This is a genomic window from Mariniphaga sp., assembly GCF_041687215.1.
GTDB lineage: Bacteria > Bacteroidota > Bacteroidia > Bacteroidales > Prolixibacteraceae > Mariniphaga.
Map to the genome: position 1 here is coordinate 44486 of NZ_JAWLCI010000005.1, position 19533 is coordinate 64018.

Consider the following 19533-nt stretch of genomic DNA (forward strand, 5'->3'; position numbering starts at 1 on the left):
TTTATTATGGGATCGGCGATTTGCAATCGCCGTAAAAGCTGCGGTTCGGAAACCACATCACCCGTTTAGAATCGCCACGTCAGTTTTGCTCCAAACATTCTTGGCGCACCCGGAACAAAAGTGGGCATTCCGAACTGTCCGCCCCAGTGACCGGCACTTGCAATGTATTTTTCTTCCAGCAGATTGGTTCCGTAAATACTCAGCACCAAATCAGGATCGGCCATTTCGATCCCGAAGTTGACATTTAGTACTCCGTAAGCCGGCTGCTCAATTCCGGGCGTGTTTGCTTCGGTGAACCAGAAATGCGATTGCCAGGCATACCAGGGAGCAGCAAAAATCCACATTTTTTGTACAATTCGCGCTTTGGCCGAAAAACCGGCTGAAAAACTGTGTTCGGGTGCACGTGCAAAGCTATTTGCTGCATACAAAAAATCTTTGCCATCTAAGCCGGTTGAATCGAACGCCGACTGCATCCAGGCATAATTTCCGAAAACATTCAACCCAGGAATGACGGCCACTTTCAGCCCGGTTTCGGCGCCGTAAGAAGTGGCTTTTCCGTTGGCCGCCAGCAACGCGGTTCCGGGTTCACCATTCCACTGCAATGTTTGCACATTAAAATGCCGGCGGTAAAAACCGTTCACATCCCAGAAAATTCGCTTTTTGATAATAGTTTTCCAGCCGCCCTCTCCGCTGTAAACAGTTTCGGAACCGGTAATCAGTGGTTTTCCATCCCATGTAAACTGAAGCACCTGTGGTCTCCGTCCACGGGCTGCATTCAGGTAAAAGTTGAAATTTTCGTTCCATCGGTAAGTTAAACCGGCTTGCCCGGTAAACGAGAGGCTGTTTTTTTTCAGTTCCTGCTGTTCAGCCGGACTGTAAATTAAATTGGGTGCAGCTCCGGAAAATTGTCCGAGTGATGAGGTTTCGCCTCCTGAAAATTCCGATTCGTGGTTGAGCTGAAGACGGTCGTAAATGGCACTTGCGCCAATTGTAAAAAACAATCTTCTTCTCCATTGGTAGGTATAATGCAGAAATGCCTGCGCCGAATGCGTTTTCCTTTTATCAGAAAATGCTTCATTGTGGTTTCCTGAAAGCGGGAAATTTGCCATCGGATTTGGATTGAGGGGTTTCGGCTGCACCGGAAACCGGCTTTGTCCGGGCATTGTAAAATTTCCTTGAGAAGACAATATCTGGTTAATCATTTCATCGGCTGAAATTAACGATTGAGACAAGTTTCCTTTTTCCTGAAAATAATTCAAGCCAAATGAACCGTTGGTAAAACTCCCACGCATAAAATTGTACCGGATTTCCTGGTAAAAAAGATTTGCATTTGTTTCATTATTCATTTCGAGTGCCGGAAAAGAAGTTCCGTCGGCATCCCATTTGGCAGCGGTGTTATTTTTACGAAAGGAAGTTACGGAAGTCCAGTAGTTGTGTTCATCCCTGAAAAAACGATAGGTTAATGTCGCATCCATCCGTTCCGCTTCCGAACCCAAATCTTCGCCCCTGTTCAGCGATGCGCGGTAATCAAACAATCCGGTTTCTCCATTTTCATCAGGAACCCACAAATTTATAAATGCCGTGCCCGGATCATCGCTTTTTTGGTAGTTCAGTTGCAAATCAATTTTGTGGTTCCACGCCGGTAGAAACCGAACCGAAAACCTTCCTCCCAATACATTTTTGCCGTTAAGCGTTCCGCCAAATGTATTTTCCACATAACCGTTTTGATCGTGAAAAATGCCGGCTGCCCTGACAAACAATTTATCTTCAACAATTGGATAATTCACAGCGGCCTGAATTTCCTTGTTTGAAAAGTTTCCGGCTCCGGCCGAAATATATCCGCCAAACTCATCTTCCGGTTTTTTGCTGATAAAATGTACCGCGCCATTCAATGCATTTCTTGCGAAAAGCACATTCTGCGGGCCTTTCAAAATTTCTACCCGTTCCATATCAAACCACTCAGCAGAAAATCCACCGGGTTGGCTCACCGGAACCTGGTCGGCAAAAACGGCCACAGAAGGCGACAAACCCGGAAAGCCGGAACTCGCGTTGGCACCTTGAATGGAAAAACCGGAGTTGCCGGCACCCAGTTTTTCAAAATGTAAACCGGGTTCTAAAACAGCCAGTTCCGAAAAATCAGTAATGCCTAAAATCCTGGCATTTAATTGGGTTGAAACCGAAACGGCAGCAGGAATATCTGAAATCTGCTTTTCGCGATTTTGGGTGGTTGCGATTTCGGTTTCCAGTGGAATCGATCCGCGTTCGAGGGTAAAATAGTGGTCATTGAAGCCAGGCTGTAGCACATAGTCGATGGTTCGTGTTTGGTAACCCAGGCATGAAACTCTGATGCGCAACCTACCGGTAGGCAAACCAGACAGCATAAACTGGCCAAATTCGTTGGAGTGCACCAGTTTCGTCAAACCTTCAATTTCGATGCCGGCACCGGCAATGGGAATACGGGCGGCATCGCGCACCAATCCACGCATAATTACTTGTGGCAGGTTTTGGCTCACCTGCTCCACGTTGCGGTACTTTCGTTTTACCCGTCCCCGTTTTTTGGATTGGGAAACTGCGGTTAATGCGATTGAAAATAGCAGGATAAATATAATTGTACGTTTCATTTTTAGCTTATTCAGACTATTAAAACGAAACGTACAAAATAAAATTTTCGTGTTGACAATTATTCGAAATTATTCACCTCTCAAAAAAGCATCTACACCGCGGGCGGCTACTTTTCCTGCTTCAATGGCATGAACAACAAGGCTTGCCCCTTTTTCGGCATCACCAGCAGCGAATATTTTTTCCACGGTGGTTTGCTTCATTTCGTTCACCTTCACATTTCCTCGCGGGTCGTATTCCACTTCCAATGTTTCGAGTAAGCCATTGTGCACAGGTTGGGTGAATCCCATGGAAAGCAGCACCAAATCGGTGTCGAGCAGTTGAGTGGTTCCTTCCACTTCATTCATAATCCAGCGTCCGTTTTCGTCTTTCGACCATTCCACCTGCACCACTTCGGTTTGTTTCAGTTTGCCGTTTTCGCCTATAAAGCGCTTTGTTGACAGACTCCAGTGCCGTTCGCAGCCTTCCTCATGCGAACTGGAAGAGCGCATTGTATTTGGCCAGTATGGCCACGGATTATTGTTTTCGCGTTTTTCAGGGGGTTTGGGCAGAATTTCAATTTGTGTTACCGATTTTGCCTGCTGCCGGTTTGAAGTTCCCACGCAGTCTGATCCGGTATCTCCGCCACCAATTACCAGTACATGTTTGTCTTTTGCCGAAATGCGTTTTTTAGCCGGAATGGTTTTTCCTGCCACCGTTTTGTTTTGCTGGGTCAGGAAATCCATGGCAAAATGCACTCCGTCCAAATCGCGGCCTTCAACAGGCAAATCGCGTGGTTGTTCAGCTCCAACAGCTAACAACACGGCATCGTATTTTTCAAGCAATTCTTCCTTCGTAATATCAATGCCCACATTAATGTTCGTTTTAAACTCAATTCCTTCATCAACAAACAATTCCAGCCTGCGGTCGATAACGCGTTTGTTCAATTTAAAATCGGGAATTCCGTAACGCAGCAACCCGCCAATGGCATCGTTTTTTTCGAAAACCGTAACATGGTGTCCGGCGCGGTTTAGCAAGTCGGCAGCCGACAATCCTGCCGGACCGGAACCAATCACAGCCACTTTTTTTCCTGTGCGGAATGTTGGCGGATTCGCTTTTATAATTCCCGCTTCAAAAGCCTGCTCCACCGTGGAACATTCGTTTTCCCGAATGGTTACCGATTCTTCGTGGATGGCCAGTACGCACGATTTTTCGCAAGGCGCCGGGCAAACCCTTCCTGTAATTTCAGGAAAACTGTTGGTTGAGTGTAAAATATAATATGCTTCTTCCAGATTATCGCGGAAAAGCGCATCCTGCCACTCGGGGATTTTACTGCCTACCGGGCATCCCCAGTTGCAAAACGGAACGCCACAATCCATGCATCTGGAAGCCTGTAGTTTCCTGTCTTTTTTGTTCAGTGTCTGTTCCACTTCGCCGTAATCGAATACCCGCTCTTTGGCAGGCCGGTAACCGGCTTCAACGCGCGGAACATTCATAAAACCTCTTGGATCTCCCATATCTTTTTTTCCTCTTTTCTAATTAATTACTGAAATTTACTCATGTCTTGACGGATCATCTTCCGTAAGCTGCAATTTCTTTTGTAATTCCTGAAGTTTTTGTTCTTCCAGTACTTTTTTATATTCGAACGGAATCACTTTCACGAACTTTGGCAGATACTCTTCCCAGTTGGTAAGAATTTTTGCAGCCAGTGTACTTTGCGTATAAAGCAAATGGTTGTTAATGAGAGTTTGCAACTCGTTGACATCCGATTTATCCTCAACCGGAAGTAATTCTACCAATCCCTTATTGCAGAAATAATCGAAATTGCCGGTTTCATCCAAAACATAAGCAATTCCTCCGCTCATACCTGCCGCAAAGTTTTTCCCGGTCTTTCCAAGCACAACCACGCGGCCGCCTGTCATGTATTCGCAACAATGATCGCCGGCACCCTCCACAACGGCATTTGCACCTGAATTTCTTACACAAAAACGTTCTCCGGCAACTCCACGAATGTAAGCTTCACCCCGGGTGGCGCCATAAAATGAAGTATTTCCGATGATGATGTTTTCCTCTGGTTTGAATGTAGTTCCAACCGGCGGTACAACAACAACTTTTCCGCCTGAAAGTCCTTTGCCAATGTAGTCATTGGAATCGCCTTCGAGCCTGAAAGTAATCCCTTTTACCAGGAACGCTCCAAAACTTTGTCCGGCAGTTCCGTGAAAGGTGCAGTTGATTGTATCGTCGGGCAATCCTTCTTCGCCATAAAGTTTTGATATTTCTCCTGAAAGCATGGCTCCGGTTGTACGGTCAACGTTTACAATCGGATGTGAAATCCATACCTTTTCGGCACCACGAATCGCTTTCCTTGCTTCCTTAATCAGGTCGAAATCGATATGACCTTTATTCGGTCTTGTGTTGGGGTGAGTATTGTGGAGGGGTAAATTTTGAGCTTGTTGAGGCATGTAAAGCAACCTGGAAAAGTCCACGCTTTTCATTTTCCAGCCCTTTCCATTTTCTTTAAGATTAACCACTTCCTGATCCACTTCAAGTAAATCAGTACGGCCAACAATATCATCAAATTTGGTGAATCCCATTTCTGCCAGGTATTCGCGAATTTCGCGGGCGACAAACCTGAAATAGTTAATGGTGTATTCCGCTTTACCGATAAACCTTTTTCGCAGTGTTTCATCCTGGGTGGCAATTCCGGCAGGGCAGGTGTTCATGTGGCATTTGCGCATCATTACACAACCCAACACAATAAGTGCCGCAGTGGAAAAACCGAATTCTTCACCGCCCAGACAAGCCAGTGTTACCACGTCACGGCCGGTTTTTATTTGTCCGTCAACCTGAAGTTTTACCCTTCCGCGAAGGTTATTCAAAACAAGTGTTTGCTGAGTTTCGGCAATTCCAAGTTCTACCGGCAAACCGGCATGTTTTATGGAACTTGCCGGGCTTGCGCCGGTTCCACCTTCGGTTCCGGCAATTACAATAACGTCAGAAAATGCTTTGGCAACTCCGGCAGCAATGGTGCCCACTCCATCTTCCGAAACCAGTTTCACCGATACTTTGGCGGTTGGATTAACAATTTTCAAATCGTAAATGAGCTGAGCCAAATCTTCAATAGAATAAATGTCGTGATGCGGCGGAGGCGAAATCAATGTAATTCCAGGTGTGGAATTTCTTGTTTTGGCGATGATTTTATTCACTTTGTACCCTGGTAACTGGCCACCTTCGCCCGGCTTTGCTCCCTGGGCAATTTTTATCTGCAACTCTTCGGCATTTACCAGATAATTGTTGGTAACACCAAACCGGCCCGAAGCCACCTGCTTGATTTTGCTGTTACGCAGTGTGCCGAAACGAGCGGGATCTTCGCCACCTTCGCCTGTATTACTCCTGCCGCCTATTGTATTCATGGTAATAGCGAGCGCCTCGTGGGTTTCAATGCTGATTGAACCGTAAGACATGGCGCCGGTAACAAACCGTTTCATAATTTCTTCTTCCGGTTCTACCTTATCTATTGGAATTGGATTTCTTTTCAGGTTAAAACACCCGCGAATAAAAGCCGGACGTTTGTTCTGTTTGTCAACTAAAGAACTGAATTCTTTAAATTTTGTGTAGTCGTTGGTGCGGGTTGCCCATTGCAATAACCCAATAGACTCGGGATTCCACGCGTGGTGCAATCCGTTTCTTCGCCAGGCATAAACGCCTTCATTTTCAAAACGGAATGGTTCGGGTGTAACCTCTTTTTCATAGGCCTTATTATGAAAAAGCATTGTTTCCTGGTATATTTCTTCGAGACCAACTCCTCCAATTTTGGATGCTGTTCCGGTAAAATATTTATCAATAAGCTCTTTGCTAACACCAATTGATTCAAATATTTGAGCGCCATGATAACTGCGCAACGTGGAAATTCCCATTTTCGAGAAAACCTTCAGTAAACCTTTATCTATGGCTTTGATGTAATTTTTACGTGCTTCTTTGTATTCCAAATCAATTTTTCCGTCTTTCACCAATTGATCTATAGCGGCAAATGCCAGATAAGGATTAATTACACTGGCTCCGTAACCCAGCAACAACGCAAAATGATGCACTTCGCGTGGTTCGCCGGTTTCAACAATTATTCCCACCTGCATTCTTTTTTGCTTTTTAATCAGGTGGTGGTGCACAGCCGCAACTGCAAGTAACGATGGGAAGGGTGCGTAACCTTCACTGATATTCCGGTCACTTAATATGATATAGTTCCTTTTAGTATCCACTGCATTTTCTGCCTCGGAAAGCATTTTTTCCAGCGCTGCTTCAAAACCATTAACACCTTTGTCCACCGGGAAAACCATAGGAATAACCTTATGGCTGAACATTTCATCCTTAAGGTCTTTTATTTTACCCAAATCGGTATTTGTGAGAATGGGGCCAAAAAACTTAATCAACTTACAATGCTCAGGATTTTCTGCCAAAATATTGGAATGAAGTGAGCCGATATAATTGGTCAGGGCCATTACCAGGCCTTCCCGAATGGGGTCGATGGCCGGATTGGTAACCTGCGCAAACATCTGCTTAAAATACTCGAAAAACCGGCGCGGTTTATCGGAAAATACAGCAAGCGGCACATCATTTCCCATTGAACTGGTTGGTTCAGCTGCTGTAACACACATAGGCTGAATCAAATCATACATGTCTTCTTTAGAATACCCGAATTCTTTGGCGTAAGTTTCAAAATTATCTATTGTGGAGGGCACACGGTGCTTTACCTTAATGTCTTCCATAAGCATCCGGTTCTCCTTCAGCCACATTTGGTAAGGATTGCGGTGACTTAACTGGTCTTTTACTTCTTCATCGGGAATAATAATTCCGAGCTGTGTGTCCACCAGTAGAATTTTGCCCGGGCGTAAGCGACCTTTTGCTTTAATTTCCTCGGGTTTAAACGTTTGCACGCCCACTTCGGATCCCATTACTATGAGATCGTTTTTGGTGATGACGTAGCGCGAAGGCCGTAAACCATTCCGGTCGAGGGTTCCACCAATGTAACGACCGTCGGAAAATACCATGGAAGCCGGACCATCCCAAGGTTCCATAATGGTTGAATGGTACTCGTAAAATGCTTTTAAACTTTCAGGAATCGGATTTTTTTCGTTAAACGATTCCGGAATCATCATACAAAGCGAGTGCGGTAAAGTACGCCCGGTCATGTGCAAAAATTCCAGTACATTGTCAAACGAAGCCGAATCAGACTTACCAGGTACAATTACCGGAAGCAGTTTTTTCAGGTCTTCGCCAAAAACTTCTGACTTCATAAGCGCTTCGCGTGCCTGCATCCACAAACGGTTTCCTTTAATGGTATTAATTTCGCCGTTGTGTGCCACAATACGGAATGGCTGAGCCAAATCCCATGTGGGGAAAGTGTTGGTGCTAAACCGTGAATGCACCAGTGCAATGGCGCTTTTAAATTTTTCGCTTTTAAAATCGAGAAAATAATCGCGCAACTGTTCGGGTGTAAACATCCCTTTGTAAACGATTATTTTAGCCGAAAAACTGGGTTGGTAAAAACTGTCTTTAAATTTCAGTTTCGAGTCCCGAATCTCTTTCTCGGCAAGTTTTCTCACAACGTACAATTTCCGCTCGAGGGCATCTTTTTCGAGGTTTGCTTTCACAAAAACCTGTTTGACTGCAGGTTCGGTGGTTTTGGCAATTTCACCGGGCACTAAATGATCAACCGGCACATCGCGGTAACCAACCAAAGTAAGCCCTTCAGCCTGAATGTGTTTTGAAAGTACTTCAATACACAATTCCGCCTCTTTTTCATCTTTGGGAAGAAAAATCAAACCAGTACCATATTTTCCAGGCTCGCCAACAGGCAATTTCAGTTCTTCGGTAATGAATTCATGCGGAATCTGCATTAAAATTCCGGCTCCGTCGCCGGTAGAATTATCGGCACTTATAGCACCGCGGTGGTCCATATTCAGTAACACATCCAAACCTCGTCTGACTATATCGTGTGATGGCTTACCTTTAATATGGGCAACAAATCCGATCCCGCAATTATCATGTTCATTCTCAGGATTGTAAAAACCCTGCGCATCAGGTAATCTCATCTGTAGCATTTTCAAGTACTTTTTTAATGTTCAAAAAATATAAAAGAAATAATTTCAATCATTAGAATATAAAACTGAAAGTAAATTTCAACTTTTTCTAACGAAATGAAATCAAAAATAAGCAAGGAGAAGAAAAAATACAATTGCACTTCGAAAAAAATGTGTTTCATAACATAGAATTAACCTATCCTGAAACGGGATTTAACGATGCTTTCAGGACATAAATTCAGAATATTTCTGATATAAAATTGATATACGTTAATCAATCAACTTTTTAAGTGCAGTTCTGATTTTCTTAAACTGAAAATTTTCGATTATCTCGGTTTTTTTTGCATCTATTTTTTCGAGGCACAAGTTCCCAATACTACCTTCATGAACATGATTTACATCTTTTTGGGGATTAAATTCGCCTGATTCGATTTTTTCGGCAACCTGCCGGTAGGCTTCACGAAACGGGATTCCCTGCAAAACTAATTTATTCACTTCTTCAACACTAAAAAGGTAATCATACTTTGGGTCGTCGAGAATGTTTTCGTTCACCTGCAATTTTTCCAAAGCCAGGTTGGCAATGGAAAGGCAGTCGTGCAGTTCGGAAAAAAGGGGTATAAAAATTTCCTTCACGGTTTGCAAATCACGGAAGTAACCGCTCGGAAGATTATTGATGATGAGTGCAATTTGCTGCGGAACACCTTGGATTTTATTGCATTTTCCGCGAATCAACTCAAACACATCGGGATTTTTTTTGTGCGGCATAATGCTGGAACCGGTGGTAAATTCAGCAGGAAGTGTTACAAAATTGAAATTCTGACTGTTGAACAAGCAAACATCGTAAGCCAGTTTTGAAAGCGTGGCCGCAATATTAGACAGTGCAAAAGACACTATTTTTTCCACTTTTCCGCGGCCCATTTGTGCATACACCACATTGTAGTTCATGTTGCTGAAACCCAGAAGTTCTGTCGTCATTTGGCGGTTCAGCGGAAAGGAGGAGCCGTACCCGGCAGCCGAACCCAGCGGATTTTGGTTGGCAATTTTAAACGCAGAAAGAAGCAGTTCCAAATCGTCGGTTAAACTTTCGGCATAAGCGCCAAACCATAACCCGAACGAAGATGGCATGGCCACCTGCAAATGCGTATAACCCGGCATCAGCAAATCTTTGTGTTGTTCGCTTTTGGCCAATAATGTGTCAATTAATTGTACAGTAGCATTCACAATTTCACGGATTCCTTCGCGGGTAAACAGTTTCAAATCGAGCAGCACCTGGTCGTTGCGCGAACGGCCACTGTGAATTTTTTTACCCAAATCGCCCAGTTCTTTGGTTAACAAAAATTCAACTTGTGAATGTACATCTTCCACGCCTTCCTCGATGACAAAATTTCCTTCCGAAGCCTGCCTGTACAATTTTTTCAATGCCTTGAGCAATACCGGCAGTTCATCTTTTTCAATCAGTCCAACCGACTCGAGCATGATCACATGCGCTATCGAACCTAAAATATCGTATGGCGCCAGGTAAACATCCAGTTCGCGGTCTTTTCCAACGGTAAATTTCTCAATGGCTTCGTTCACAGTAGTTCCTTTTTCCCAAAGCTTCATGCTGTACAATATTAAATTTGAGCAAAGATATGGATTTTGGTTTGAAACAATTTGGTGGGCGAAGTTCATAATTCCTGAAAAAATTACCACTTTTGCCCTGCATTTACTGATAAAACAGGCATATACAATCAATTCATGCTCGAAAATAAAACAATTCGAATTATATTTTTTACGCTAATGGCACTGGCACTGGCGGTTTATTTTGCAGGCCTTCCCATTGACGTAACCCGCGATGCAGGGAAATACGCCACCGTTTCAAAAGAAATTTTTCAGAACGGGAATTACATCAATCTTACTGTGCACGGTGAGCCATACGACCAGAAACCACCGCTGTTGTTCTGGTTGGGGGCGTTGGGATTCGCTATTGGAGGCATTTCCAATTTCTGGTTCAAATTTCCGGTTTTACTGCTGGTCTTTTTCGGATTTTATTCCGCTTACGGTCTGGGCCGAAGTCTGTACAACCGGCGTGTTGGATTGCTAACCGCATTCCTGATGGCGTTTTCGCTCATCTACACATTGTACAGTATGGACATCCACACCGATACGCCGCTGCAGGTTTTTATCACTTTCGCACTATGGCAACTTGCAGAATTTATCCAAACCAAACGAAACAAGCACTGGATTTTGGGTTTTACCGGAATTGGATTGGCCATGCTGAGCAAAGGCCCCATTGGGGCTGCCATTCCGGCTTTTGCAGTTGTTGGCCATATTTTACTGCGTAAAGATTTTCGGTTACTTTTCGATTATCGATGGTACCTGGGCATTTTGTTGTCATTTGTGATTGTGAGTCCGGCGCTGATTGGCCTGGTTAACCAGTTTGGCTGGGACGGTATTGTGTTCTTTTTCTGGGAAAACAATGTGGGGCGGCTCACCGGCACCTACGTTCAACCCAACAGCGACCCTGTTTTTTACGTCCATAATCTGCTTTATCTTTTTCTGCCCTGGAGCCTTTTATTTTATGCAGCGGCATTTATGGAATTTAAATCACTTCTTACCAACAAATTTAAAACTTCGGAATATTTTACATTTACCGGAATATGGGTGTTTTTTATTATTCTGAATGCTTCGAAAAGCCAATTGCCCAACTACATTTTCGGAATCATGCCACTTATGGCAGTGCTTACGGCCAAGTGGATTGACATTGCACTTATACGGAAATCGGAGCTTCTGAAAATTTTTTGGTGGATTCAAACCACAGTGGTTGTGCTGCTTTGGGTTGTTGTTTTTGTCATTGCCATTTACCTTTTCCCAATTCCCGAATGGCAGGCAACATTATTTGCACTGCTCGGTTTGGCTGCAACAATCTATATTTTCACCAAAAGCAAGACCTCGGTTGCAAGGCTTGTTTTGCCGTCAGCCATTGCTTTTACGTGCCTGGCCTGGCTGCTGAATACCGATGTTTTTCCTTACATTTTCAGCTACCAGGCGCCACCTAAAGCCGCTCAATTTTATACTGAAAACGCCCGGGCAGGGGAAAAACTGTACAATTTTCATTACGAACAATACGAATTGTTTTTTTACAGTGAGCCGATGGCTGAACAACTCTCTACAGAAGAAGAAATGAAAGCAGTTGCGGGCAAAAGCGGCAATTGGATTTTTACCGATGCCGAAGGTTTTGAAATGATTTCGGATTTGAATATGCAACCTGACACTGTTTTGGAGTACCAGCATTTGTACCTGAATCGCGGCCACCGGTTTATTAACCCCAAAACACGCGAGGAAGTGCTGCAACCCATGTACCTGATAAAATACTGAACATGCAAAACCGGCTGAAAAAATATACCTGGGTAATTATCCCGCTGCTGTTTTTGCTCTATTCGGCGCCCAGTGCACTCGATTATGTTTTTCACTTTCCCGATGAAAAATATTACACCGATGCCGTTTTGCAGATGATGGACAAGGAAGATTATTTTACACCCTATAAAGCTGACGGCTCGCACCGGTTTTTGAAACCCATTGTAACTTACTGGACACTAATCGGTAGTTATAAAGTGCTGGGTGTGAGCAAATTTTCTTCGAGGGTTCTGTTTTGGCTGGCCGGTGCATTGCTTGTTTTTTTAGTTTATTTTATGGCGAAATCGCTTTTAAAAGATAAACGAACAGCCTTTCTGGCTGCATTTATTACAGCAGCCAATCCGCTGGTATTAATGAGTTCCAGTCGCTCGATTCCCGATATTTTGTTGGTGCTTTTTCTCACCCTCAGTGGCTGGGGATTTTTGGAAATTATGCTGGCAGAAAAACCTGCTAAAAAATTCTACTGGATGGCTTACCTGGGCGCTGCATTTGCCTTTGAAACCAAAGGTTTGCCTGCAGCCGCGTTCGCCGGAATCAGTTTTTTGTACCTGCTGTTTAATCCATGGCGGCGGAAAAAACTGCGTGAAATTCTCCATCCCGGTGCAATTTTTCTGGCCGTTTTAGTTGCGTTAAGCTGGTTTGTAATCATGTACATCGAACATGGTTCGGAGTATCTCAATTCATTTTTAGCCGATCAGGTGGGAGAACGGGTTTCGTCAAAATTTTTACAGGTGTTTACCAACGGATTTCTGGGAATTATCAATCTGATTGCGTTTACATTTCCGTGGATTATTATTGCTTTTTCAAGGCCAAAAAAATTGAAAGCTTTTATTTTGAGTTCAGACCCACAAACCAAAGCTCTTATAGGTATGATTGCCATTTGGGTGGTAATGGTACTTTTGATGTCGGCGGCTGTTTTCAAGTTTTACGACCGTTACTTGCTTCCGGTCATTCCACTGGTTTCGCTGTTTTTTGCCATTATTATGAACCAAACCGAGACACGCGGCACCAAAACAGCTTTGAGAATATTCCAGGGACTTGTTTTTTTAATCCTTTTCATCAATATTTTATACATCGTTTTTATTCTGCCCGATAAAATTCTGATTTTGGGAACTGTAGCCGGAATTATTCTCAGCCGGTTGTGGGTTTTGGGGAAATTTGAAACATTCACCAAAGAAATCATCCTGGCCAATTTTATTCTTCTGCTGTATTTCAGTGTGCATGTTTTATTGTATCCACTGCTGATGCCCAATCCGGGTGAACAACTGGTAAAAAATATACGGGCAAACCAGGAGTCAGGAAATGTACAAATTTATGTTTACGGGAACATACGGGCGGCATCAAATATCCGTATTCACAGCCATCACGAAATGAATGTGGTGACCATGGATACGATTTACACACTTCCGGAAAACACAAATCACCTGCTCGTTTTCAGTCCGAAGGAAGAATCATTCCTTGATTTAAAAAACTACGAAATACGTCCAGGTTCGGAAGAGTGGAGTCGCGTTCCGGTGGAAAAGTTTCCGGGCTTTATGCAGCCAACTGTGCGGAATTTAAAAGAAAGCGGCACAAAATATTTTATTGCAAAACCTAAATAATCAGCTATGAACAACCTGACCAGAAAGCATTATTACCTCATTGGAGCCTGGTTTTTCATCAATTTGTTGCAAGCCATTTTTACCGGGTTACATTCCGATGAATCGTATTACTGGATGTATTCTGAAAATCTGGCATGGGGTTTTTTCGACCATCCGCCCATGGCAGCACTGTTCATTCACCTGGGACATTTGCTTTTGCCAGGAGAACTGGGCGTAAGGCTTTTTGTAATTCTTTTATCTACTGCAACTTTTGCGCTCATTTTAAATGAGTTAAACGAAAAAGAAGACCTTTTTTTTCTGGGTGTTTTTGTGTTTTCATTTCCACTCATCCACACTCATATTGCAGGATTCCTGGCCATTCCAGATGTACCACTTTTGTTTTTCATACTCTGGTTCCTGATTTTTTACCGAAAATTTTTACAAAAACCCTCAATTCTGCTATCTGTTTTGCTGGCAGTAGTTGTTGCCGCTATGATTTACAGTAAATACCACGCTTTTCTGGTTATCGGATTTACCGTACTTTCCAACCTGAAACTGCTTCGAAACAAATATTTCTGGATTACCGTTGTAATCTCTGTTTTGTTATTAATTCCGCATGTTTGGTGGCAAATTGAAAATGAATTCCCCACATTTAAATACCATTTGGTGGAACGTGCCAAACCGTTTCGTTTAAAACACATTACCGATAATTTGCTGAACCAACTGGTGATGGCCGGACCTCTTACCGGCCTTTTGGTATTCTGGAAACTCACCAAATTCAAAATTAAAAATGATTTCGACCGTGCGTTGGTTTTTAATATTGTTGGATTTTATCTTGTACTTTTCCTGCTTAGTTTTAAAAATCGCATCGAAGCCCACTGGGCGGCAGCCATTATGCCCATGCTCATGCTGGCAACTTATCCGCTGGTAAAAAACGATTTCAAAATTAAAACATGGTTTAAACGGCTGGCCGTTCCGGTAATTGCACTCATGTTCCTGTATAGGATTTATCTTGCCCTGGACGTGATTCCCAACGTGGGTTACACCAAAATTACTTTTTATAACCGCGAGGCGCATGCACTGGAAATTAAAGAACTGGCGCAGGGGAAAAAGGTCGGTTTTTTTGATAATTACGCTGCCATTAGCAATTATATTTTTTATACCGACGACTCGGCTGTGCACCTTTCAACGCCCACTTACAGGTTTAATCAGTACGATTTGTGGAACGAAGAAAAATTTGCTGAAGGCGAACCGGTTTTCACGGTGCAGTCGAAACACCTGAATCCGCCAAATCTTCAGCTTATGGCAACCGGGCAGGAGAAAGGTTTTATTGTAATTGAAGAATTTCAGTCGCTGAAAGGCCTCGAAATTGAGGTTTTAAATACGGTAAAAAAGGATGGTGTTTTTTATTTTGAAGTCGGGTTGCACAACAATAATCCACATCCCATTTTAATAAATCACATTTCAGAACCCACATTGGCTTTAATGCAAAACCGTGATGAAATGGAGATATTCCGACTTGCATCATACTTAAACAATGAAAAAATTGATGCGGAAGAGGTAGTTACTTTTCGGATATCGGTTCCCGAAGAAAAAATAGATACCGATTTGCCGGTAACGATTTATACCCGGACAAAAGAAAATATACGAGGAGAAATTTCGTCTTTAAAAATACCATAATCTTCTCCCGCCTTTAATCCACACCAAACAGATTAAAAACATCTCTTGAACCATCGAGTGTAATAGCATATTCACCTGCCGGTATTTCAGGCACCTCAATTAAATATGAACTCTGTCCATATTTTGAGGCTTCAAACGGAATAAATTCGATGTCTAAAGCAGTGGATTGATTGAAGTTTACGGTGCCGGTAACAATTGTTCTTCTTTCTTTTTTAAGGTCTTGTTCCATTCTGAAAATATTTACCACCTCTACCGGATCTCTGTCGTTTTCCCTTACACGTGCTATCAATCTTAACTTTTCCCCTTCGGCAATCCTTACCGGGCTCTGTAATCCATTTACCATATTCATCCCTTTTCCTTTGGAAACTCCGAATAAAGCAGCACCTATATCTGCTTTGGTCGCAGTTGAAGCTTTTTGTTTTTCCAGTTGTTCAAAAGAAGTTTCACTCGTTACCAGTATAATAATTCCAGAAAATTCCGGCTCTTCAATGGTTATTTCCTGATAAAGTTGCTTAAAACCCAAAATGAATGTGATAAGCAAAATTGAAATTGTTGTTTTCATATTCGAATTATTTAAAACAGTTTTATTTCAACAATTTAGCTCAACTTTTCATAAATTACAATACCTTTTAGTATTTTTTTTGAAGGATTGAAAAAATATTCCAATGATTACATGAAACGAAATTTGCAAATTCTTTTTCTGTTGAGAAATAGTAAAGTACGTGAGTTGTATTGGCATCTGTTGAAACATTGAATATCAGGAACAACTTTAGATGTATTCTTTTAAAGTTAATTAATATCATTTTATAATACTATCTATTTTATTTATGTCTTTTTTCTTGATTATATTGAATATTACAGCTTTTTGGTAATTTACTTATCTCAATTTTAATAATTTGTTAATTTCATGTTTTATTCAAAACAAAAAAGATGTCTATTTAAAATATCATATCATTTTTGAGCCATTGAAATAAAAATAATAGGGTTGTTTGTAAAATATTTAAAAAAAATGATTAAAAATGATGATTATGTAAGGGTATAAATTAAAATCTATTATTTTTTATTAATATGTTAAAAATTAAAGTAAAAGAAAAAACGTTAAACATTTAAAATTAAAACAATGAAAAAGATTTATTTGATTACAGCGGGTTTACTACTCATGATGACATTTTCTCCTGCCCTAAAGGCGCAGGAATGGAGCACAGGACTTGATATTTACAGCAGCTATGTTTGGAGGGGAGCAAAATTTGGTTCCGGTCCGGCTTTTCAGCCATCAGTTGAATTTAGTGCAGGTGGATTTGCCATTGGAGCCTGGGGTTCTTATAATGCCTCCACCGATGAAGCTGCCGAAGCTGACCTTTATGCAAGCTACGGTTTTGACCTTGGAGAAAATGCTTCGCTTACGTTAACGGTTACTGATTATTATTTTCCGGGTTCAAGCTGGCTGGATGGTGACTCGCATTACATTGAACCCATGCTTGGTGTTGGATTAGGTAGTTTTTCGCTTACCGGCGCCTATATGATGAACGCGGGCGAAGGTGACGTTTATCTGGAAGCAGGAGTTTCGGCAGGAGCAGTTGACCTGTTTTTAGGCGGTGGCGACGGCGCCTACACAGTTGACGGAAAATTCAATGTATGCAATATTGGTATTGGCACTTCCAAAGAAGTAAAAATCACTGATTTATTTTCACTTCCTGTTTCAGGAGCAGCCATTCTGAATCCTTCATCCGAACAGTTTCATATTGTGGTAGGAATTTCATTGTAAAATATAAAACAGACTGTTATGAAAAAAATTGAGGCAATTATTCGAAAAACCAAATTCGAAGAGGTTTGGGAAGCCCTGCACGAAGCCGGTATTGAGTTTTTCTCATACTGGGATGTTCGTGGAGTTGGGCAGGCCCGCGAAGGTCGTGTTTACCGCGGGGTGGTTTACGACACCAGTACAATTGAACGTACGAAACTCTCCATAATCGTTCGAGATAAAAACGTGGAAAAAACTGTAAATGCCATACTTGGTTCAGCACGCTCCGGGGAAATCGGCGATGGAAAGATTTTCATTATTCCTATTGAGGAATCTTACCGCATACGCACGGGTGAAAAAGGCGACGAATCGCTTTACATAAAAGGAAAAGAAGAGTAATAAACACACTAAAAAGAAATTATCATGGAAGAACTTTCTATTTCGATTAACAATATATGGGTTTTGGTTGCCACATTCCTCGTAATGTTCATGCAACCGGGGTTTGCTATGGTTGAAGCCGGATTTACCCGTTCTAAGAATACGGCAAACATTCTTACCAAGAACCTGATGGACTTTGCCATTGGTTCCATTTTGTTCTGGTTGATTGGATACACGTTAATGTACGGTGATTCAATTGGCGGTTTTATTGGAATGCCCAGCCTTTTTTTTAACGACAACGGCATTGGCGATTACGCCAACAAAACCGACCTGATGTTCCAAACGGTTTTCGCAGCCACAGCCGCAACAATTGTTTCGGGCGCAGTAGCCGAGCGTACCAAATTTAATTCATACCTGATTTTTACGGTTGTAATTACCGTATTTATTTATCCCATTTCAGGGCACTGGAAGTGGGGTGGCGGCTGGCTCGACCAACTGGGATTTCTCGATTTTGCCGGATCGACGCTGGTGCATTCAGTTGGAGCCTGGGTAGGTTTGGCAGGCGCCATTGTTCTGGGGCCTCGGGCTGGTAAATATGTAAAAGGCAAGGCAAAAGCCATTCCCGGTCATAACCTCACCTTTGCAGCACTTGGCGTTTTTATTCTTTGGTTTGGCTGGTTCGGTTTTAACCCGGGCTCGCAATTGGCTGCAGCCGGTAACGATAATACCCTGGCCATTGCACACATTGTACTTACAACTAACCTGGCAGCAGCCGGCGGCGCAGTTGCAGCACTTTTTGTTTCCTGGTGGCGGTATAAACGTCCTGCCTTGTCGCTTGCATTAAACGGTGCTTTGGCCGGTTTGGTAGCCATTACTGCAGGAACTGATATTGTTAGTCCTGGCGGAGCTCTTATTATTGGCTTGATGGCCGGAATTATCCTGGTTTTCAGTGTAGAAATTATCGACCAGAAATTTAAGGTTGACGACCCAGTTGGTGCAGTTTCTGTGCACGGAGTAAACGGTGCTTTTGGTACCCTTGCTGTAGGATTGTTTGCCACTGAAGGCGGACTGTTTTACGGTGGCGGTTTTGACTTGCTGATTTCGCAGGTAATTGGTGTGGCTGCTGTTTTTGTGTGGGCTTTCGGTTTGGGATTAATTCTGTTTAAAACCATAAAAGCAACAATCGGATTGCGTGTCTCCAAACGCATCGAAGAAGAAGGCCTCGATGTATATGAACATGGAGAAAGTGCCTACAACTAAACACCTTCTTCAGCTTTTTAGTCTGTAGCTGTCTGTATGGAGCCGTTTGTAGGGGCGGCTCCTTTTTTCAAAGAAATATCAGTTTTATTATCAAAGCAATAAACTGAAAACAGAGAAAAGTAGTTTATTTTTTATTTTAGTTAGAAGCAAGAACCGGTTTATTAAAAATGTAACCGGTTCTTTTTTTTGTCTATTTTTGTCCTCTTTAAAAAATTGAAATATGCAAACCTGGTTCGAATGTAAAGTGAAATACACAAAAGTTCTGGAAAGCGGTAAAGAGCAAACCGTAACCGAAAACTTTTTGCTGGATGCCGTTTCGTTTACCGATGCTGAAACACGCATAATAAGGCAAATTCAGCAAATGGTAAAAGGAGAGTTTACGGTAACCGACATAAAAAAATCGAAAATTGCCGAAGTTTTTCCCTATGATAATGGCGAATGGTGGTTTAAAGCCACTATAAATTTGGTTACCATTGATGAAGAAGCCGGAAAGGAGAAAAAACTTCGCACCTATTACGTAGTTATGGCCGACGACATTAAAGAAGCCCTGGCCAGACTGGATGAAAGTCTGTCGTACATGGTAATACCGTATGTGGTTTCATCTTTGGCAGTTAGTACCATTGTGGATGTATTTCCTTACGAACCTTCAGAATCAGTTGTGCCGGAAGGTTTTAAACCGGTTGATTCTTAATCTGCCTCTAAAATATCTGCACCAGATGGCCTGAGCAAGTGATGTAAAATCATTATTAACCTCAGGTCAATAAATTCTTAAGGTCTCAATTCATTGGCATTAGTCCCCAATATTTCGTATTTTCGTTGAAGT

Annotated in this window: 12 protein-coding genes; 7 read left to right on the top strand and 5 right to left on the bottom strand. The window is 42.5% G+C overall.

All coding sequences use genetic code 11. From position 1 onward, the window contains the following. Positions 1 to 65: 65 nt before the first annotated feature. The 4 genes from ACESMA_RS03620 to argH form a co-directional block, all read right to left on the bottom strand. On the bottom strand, positions 66 to 2621 hold the full coding sequence (locus ACESMA_RS03620; protein WP_372947403.1) for a TonB-dependent receptor: 2556 nt from the start codon (positions 2619 to 2621) through the stop codon (positions 66 to 68). A 69-nt stretch (positions 2622 to 2690) separates the two neighbouring features. Next, entirely contained in the window at positions 2691 to 4115 is a 1425-nt protein-coding gene (locus ACESMA_RS03625; protein WP_372947404.1) for a glutamate synthase subunit beta, read from the bottom strand. A gap of 36 nt (positions 4116 to 4151) precedes the next feature. Continuing rightward, positions 4152 to 8687 carry a glutamate synthase large subunit gene (gltB, locus tag ACESMA_RS03630; RefSeq protein ID WP_411289411.1) on the bottom strand — a complete coding sequence of 1512 codons (4536 nt, stop codon included), beginning with the start codon at positions 8685 to 8687 and terminating at the stop codon, positions 4152 to 4154. 258 nt (positions 8688 to 8945) lie between these two features. Next, complete coding sequence (argH, locus tag ACESMA_RS03635) at positions 8946 to 10277, bottom strand: argininosuccinate lyase (protein WP_372947406.1); 1332 nt, start codon at positions 10275 to 10277, stop codon at positions 8946 to 8948. Between the two features lie 135 nt (positions 10278 to 10412). On the opposite strand from argH, the gene ACESMA_RS03640 reads away from it, so the two are divergent. From ACESMA_RS03640 to ACESMA_RS03650, 3 genes are read left to right on the top strand one after another with little or no spacing between them, the layout of a single operon-like run. Beyond that, a complete protein-coding gene (locus tag ACESMA_RS03640) occupies positions 10413 to 12032 on the top strand; it encodes an ArnT family glycosyltransferase (RefSeq protein ID WP_372947407.1) in 1620 nt (539 codons plus the stop codon). 2 nt (positions 12033 to 12034) lie between these two features. Next, positions 12035 to 13672, top strand: coding sequence for an ArnT family glycosyltransferase (locus ACESMA_RS03645; protein WP_372947408.1), 1638 nt, complete (start codon positions 12035 to 12037; stop codon positions 13670 to 13672). A 6-nt stretch (positions 13673 to 13678) separates the two neighbouring features. Beyond that, positions 13679 to 15331, top strand: a complete 1653-nt coding sequence (locus ACESMA_RS03650; RefSeq protein WP_372947409.1) for an ArnT family glycosyltransferase — start codon at positions 13679 to 13681, stop codon at positions 15329 to 15331. 13 nt (positions 15332 to 15344) lie between these two features. Here the strand turns inward: ACESMA_RS03650 and ACESMA_RS03655 are convergent, their stop codons facing one another. Continuing rightward, positions 15345 to 15893, bottom strand: coding sequence for a hypothetical protein (locus ACESMA_RS03655; protein WP_372947410.1), 549 nt, complete (start codon positions 15891 to 15893; stop codon positions 15345 to 15347). Positions 15894 to 16451: 558 nt separating this feature from the next. Here ACESMA_RS03655 and ACESMA_RS03660 point away from each other — a divergent pair. From ACESMA_RS03660 to ACESMA_RS03675, 4 genes are all read left to right on the top strand, one after another. Beyond that, positions 16452 to 17096 (top strand): hypothetical protein, encoded by a 645-nt coding sequence (locus tag ACESMA_RS03660; RefSeq protein WP_372947411.1) that lies wholly within the window; start codon positions 16452 to 16454, stop codon positions 17094 to 17096. Positions 17097 to 17114: 18 nt separating this feature from the next. Continuing rightward, the gene (locus tag ACESMA_RS03665; protein ID WP_372947412.1) at positions 17115 to 17471 is read left to right on the top strand and encodes a P-II family nitrogen regulator; all 357 of its coding nucleotides are present in this window, start codon (positions 17115 to 17117) and stop codon (positions 17469 to 17471) included. Between the two features lie 24 nt (positions 17472 to 17495). Next, positions 17496 to 18710: an ammonium transporter gene (locus ACESMA_RS03670; RefSeq protein WP_372947413.1), complete on the top strand. Its 1215-nt coding sequence runs from the start codon at positions 17496 to 17498 to the stop codon at positions 18708 to 18710. A 220-nt stretch (positions 18711 to 18930) separates the two neighbouring features. Then, complete coding sequence (locus ACESMA_RS03675) at positions 18931 to 19401, top strand: DUF4494 domain-containing protein (RefSeq protein WP_372947414.1); 471 nt, start codon at positions 18931 to 18933, stop codon at positions 19399 to 19401. Positions 19402 to 19533 lie beyond the last annotated feature (132 nt).

Bases quoted from the DNA above. Each gene is read 5' to 3' on its own strand.
- ACESMA_RS03620 (WP_372947403.1), bottom strand. From the start codon at position 2,621: ATGAAACGTACAATTATATTTATCCTGCTATTTTCAATCGCATTAACC.
- ACESMA_RS03625 (WP_372947404.1), bottom strand. From the start codon at position 4,115: ATGGGAGATCCAAGAGGTTTTATGAATGTTCCGCGCGTTGAAGCCGGT.
- gltB (WP_411289411.1), bottom strand. From the start codon at position 8,687: ATGAGATTACCTGATGCGCAGGGTTTTTACAATCCTGAGAATGAACAT.
- argH (WP_372947406.1), bottom strand. From the start codon at position 10,277: ATGAAGCTTTGGGAAAAAGGAACTACTGTGAACGAAGCCATTGAGAAA.
- ACESMA_RS03640 (WP_372947407.1), top strand. From the start codon at position 10,413: ATGCTCGAAAATAAAACAATTCGAATTATATTTTTTACGCTAATGGCA.
- ACESMA_RS03645 (WP_372947408.1), top strand. From the start codon at position 12,035: ATGCAAAACCGGCTGAAAAAATATACCTGGGTAATTATCCCGCTGCTG.
- ACESMA_RS03650 (WP_372947409.1), top strand. From the start codon at position 13,679: ATGAACAACCTGACCAGAAAGCATTATTACCTCATTGGAGCCTGGTTT.
- ACESMA_RS03655 (WP_372947410.1), bottom strand. From the start codon at position 15,893: ATGAAAACAACAATTTCAATTTTGCTTATCACATTCATTTTGGGTTTT.
- ACESMA_RS03660 (WP_372947411.1), top strand. From the start codon at position 16,452: ATGAAAAAGATTTATTTGATTACAGCGGGTTTACTACTCATGATGACA.
- ACESMA_RS03665 (WP_372947412.1), top strand. From the start codon at position 17,115: ATGAAAAAAATTGAGGCAATTATTCGAAAAACCAAATTCGAAGAGGTT.
- ACESMA_RS03670 (WP_372947413.1), top strand. From the start codon at position 17,496: ATGGAAGAACTTTCTATTTCGATTAACAATATATGGGTTTTGGTTGCC.
- ACESMA_RS03675 (WP_372947414.1), top strand. From the start codon at position 18,931: ATGCAAACCTGGTTCGAATGTAAAGTGAAATACACAAAAGTTCTGGAA.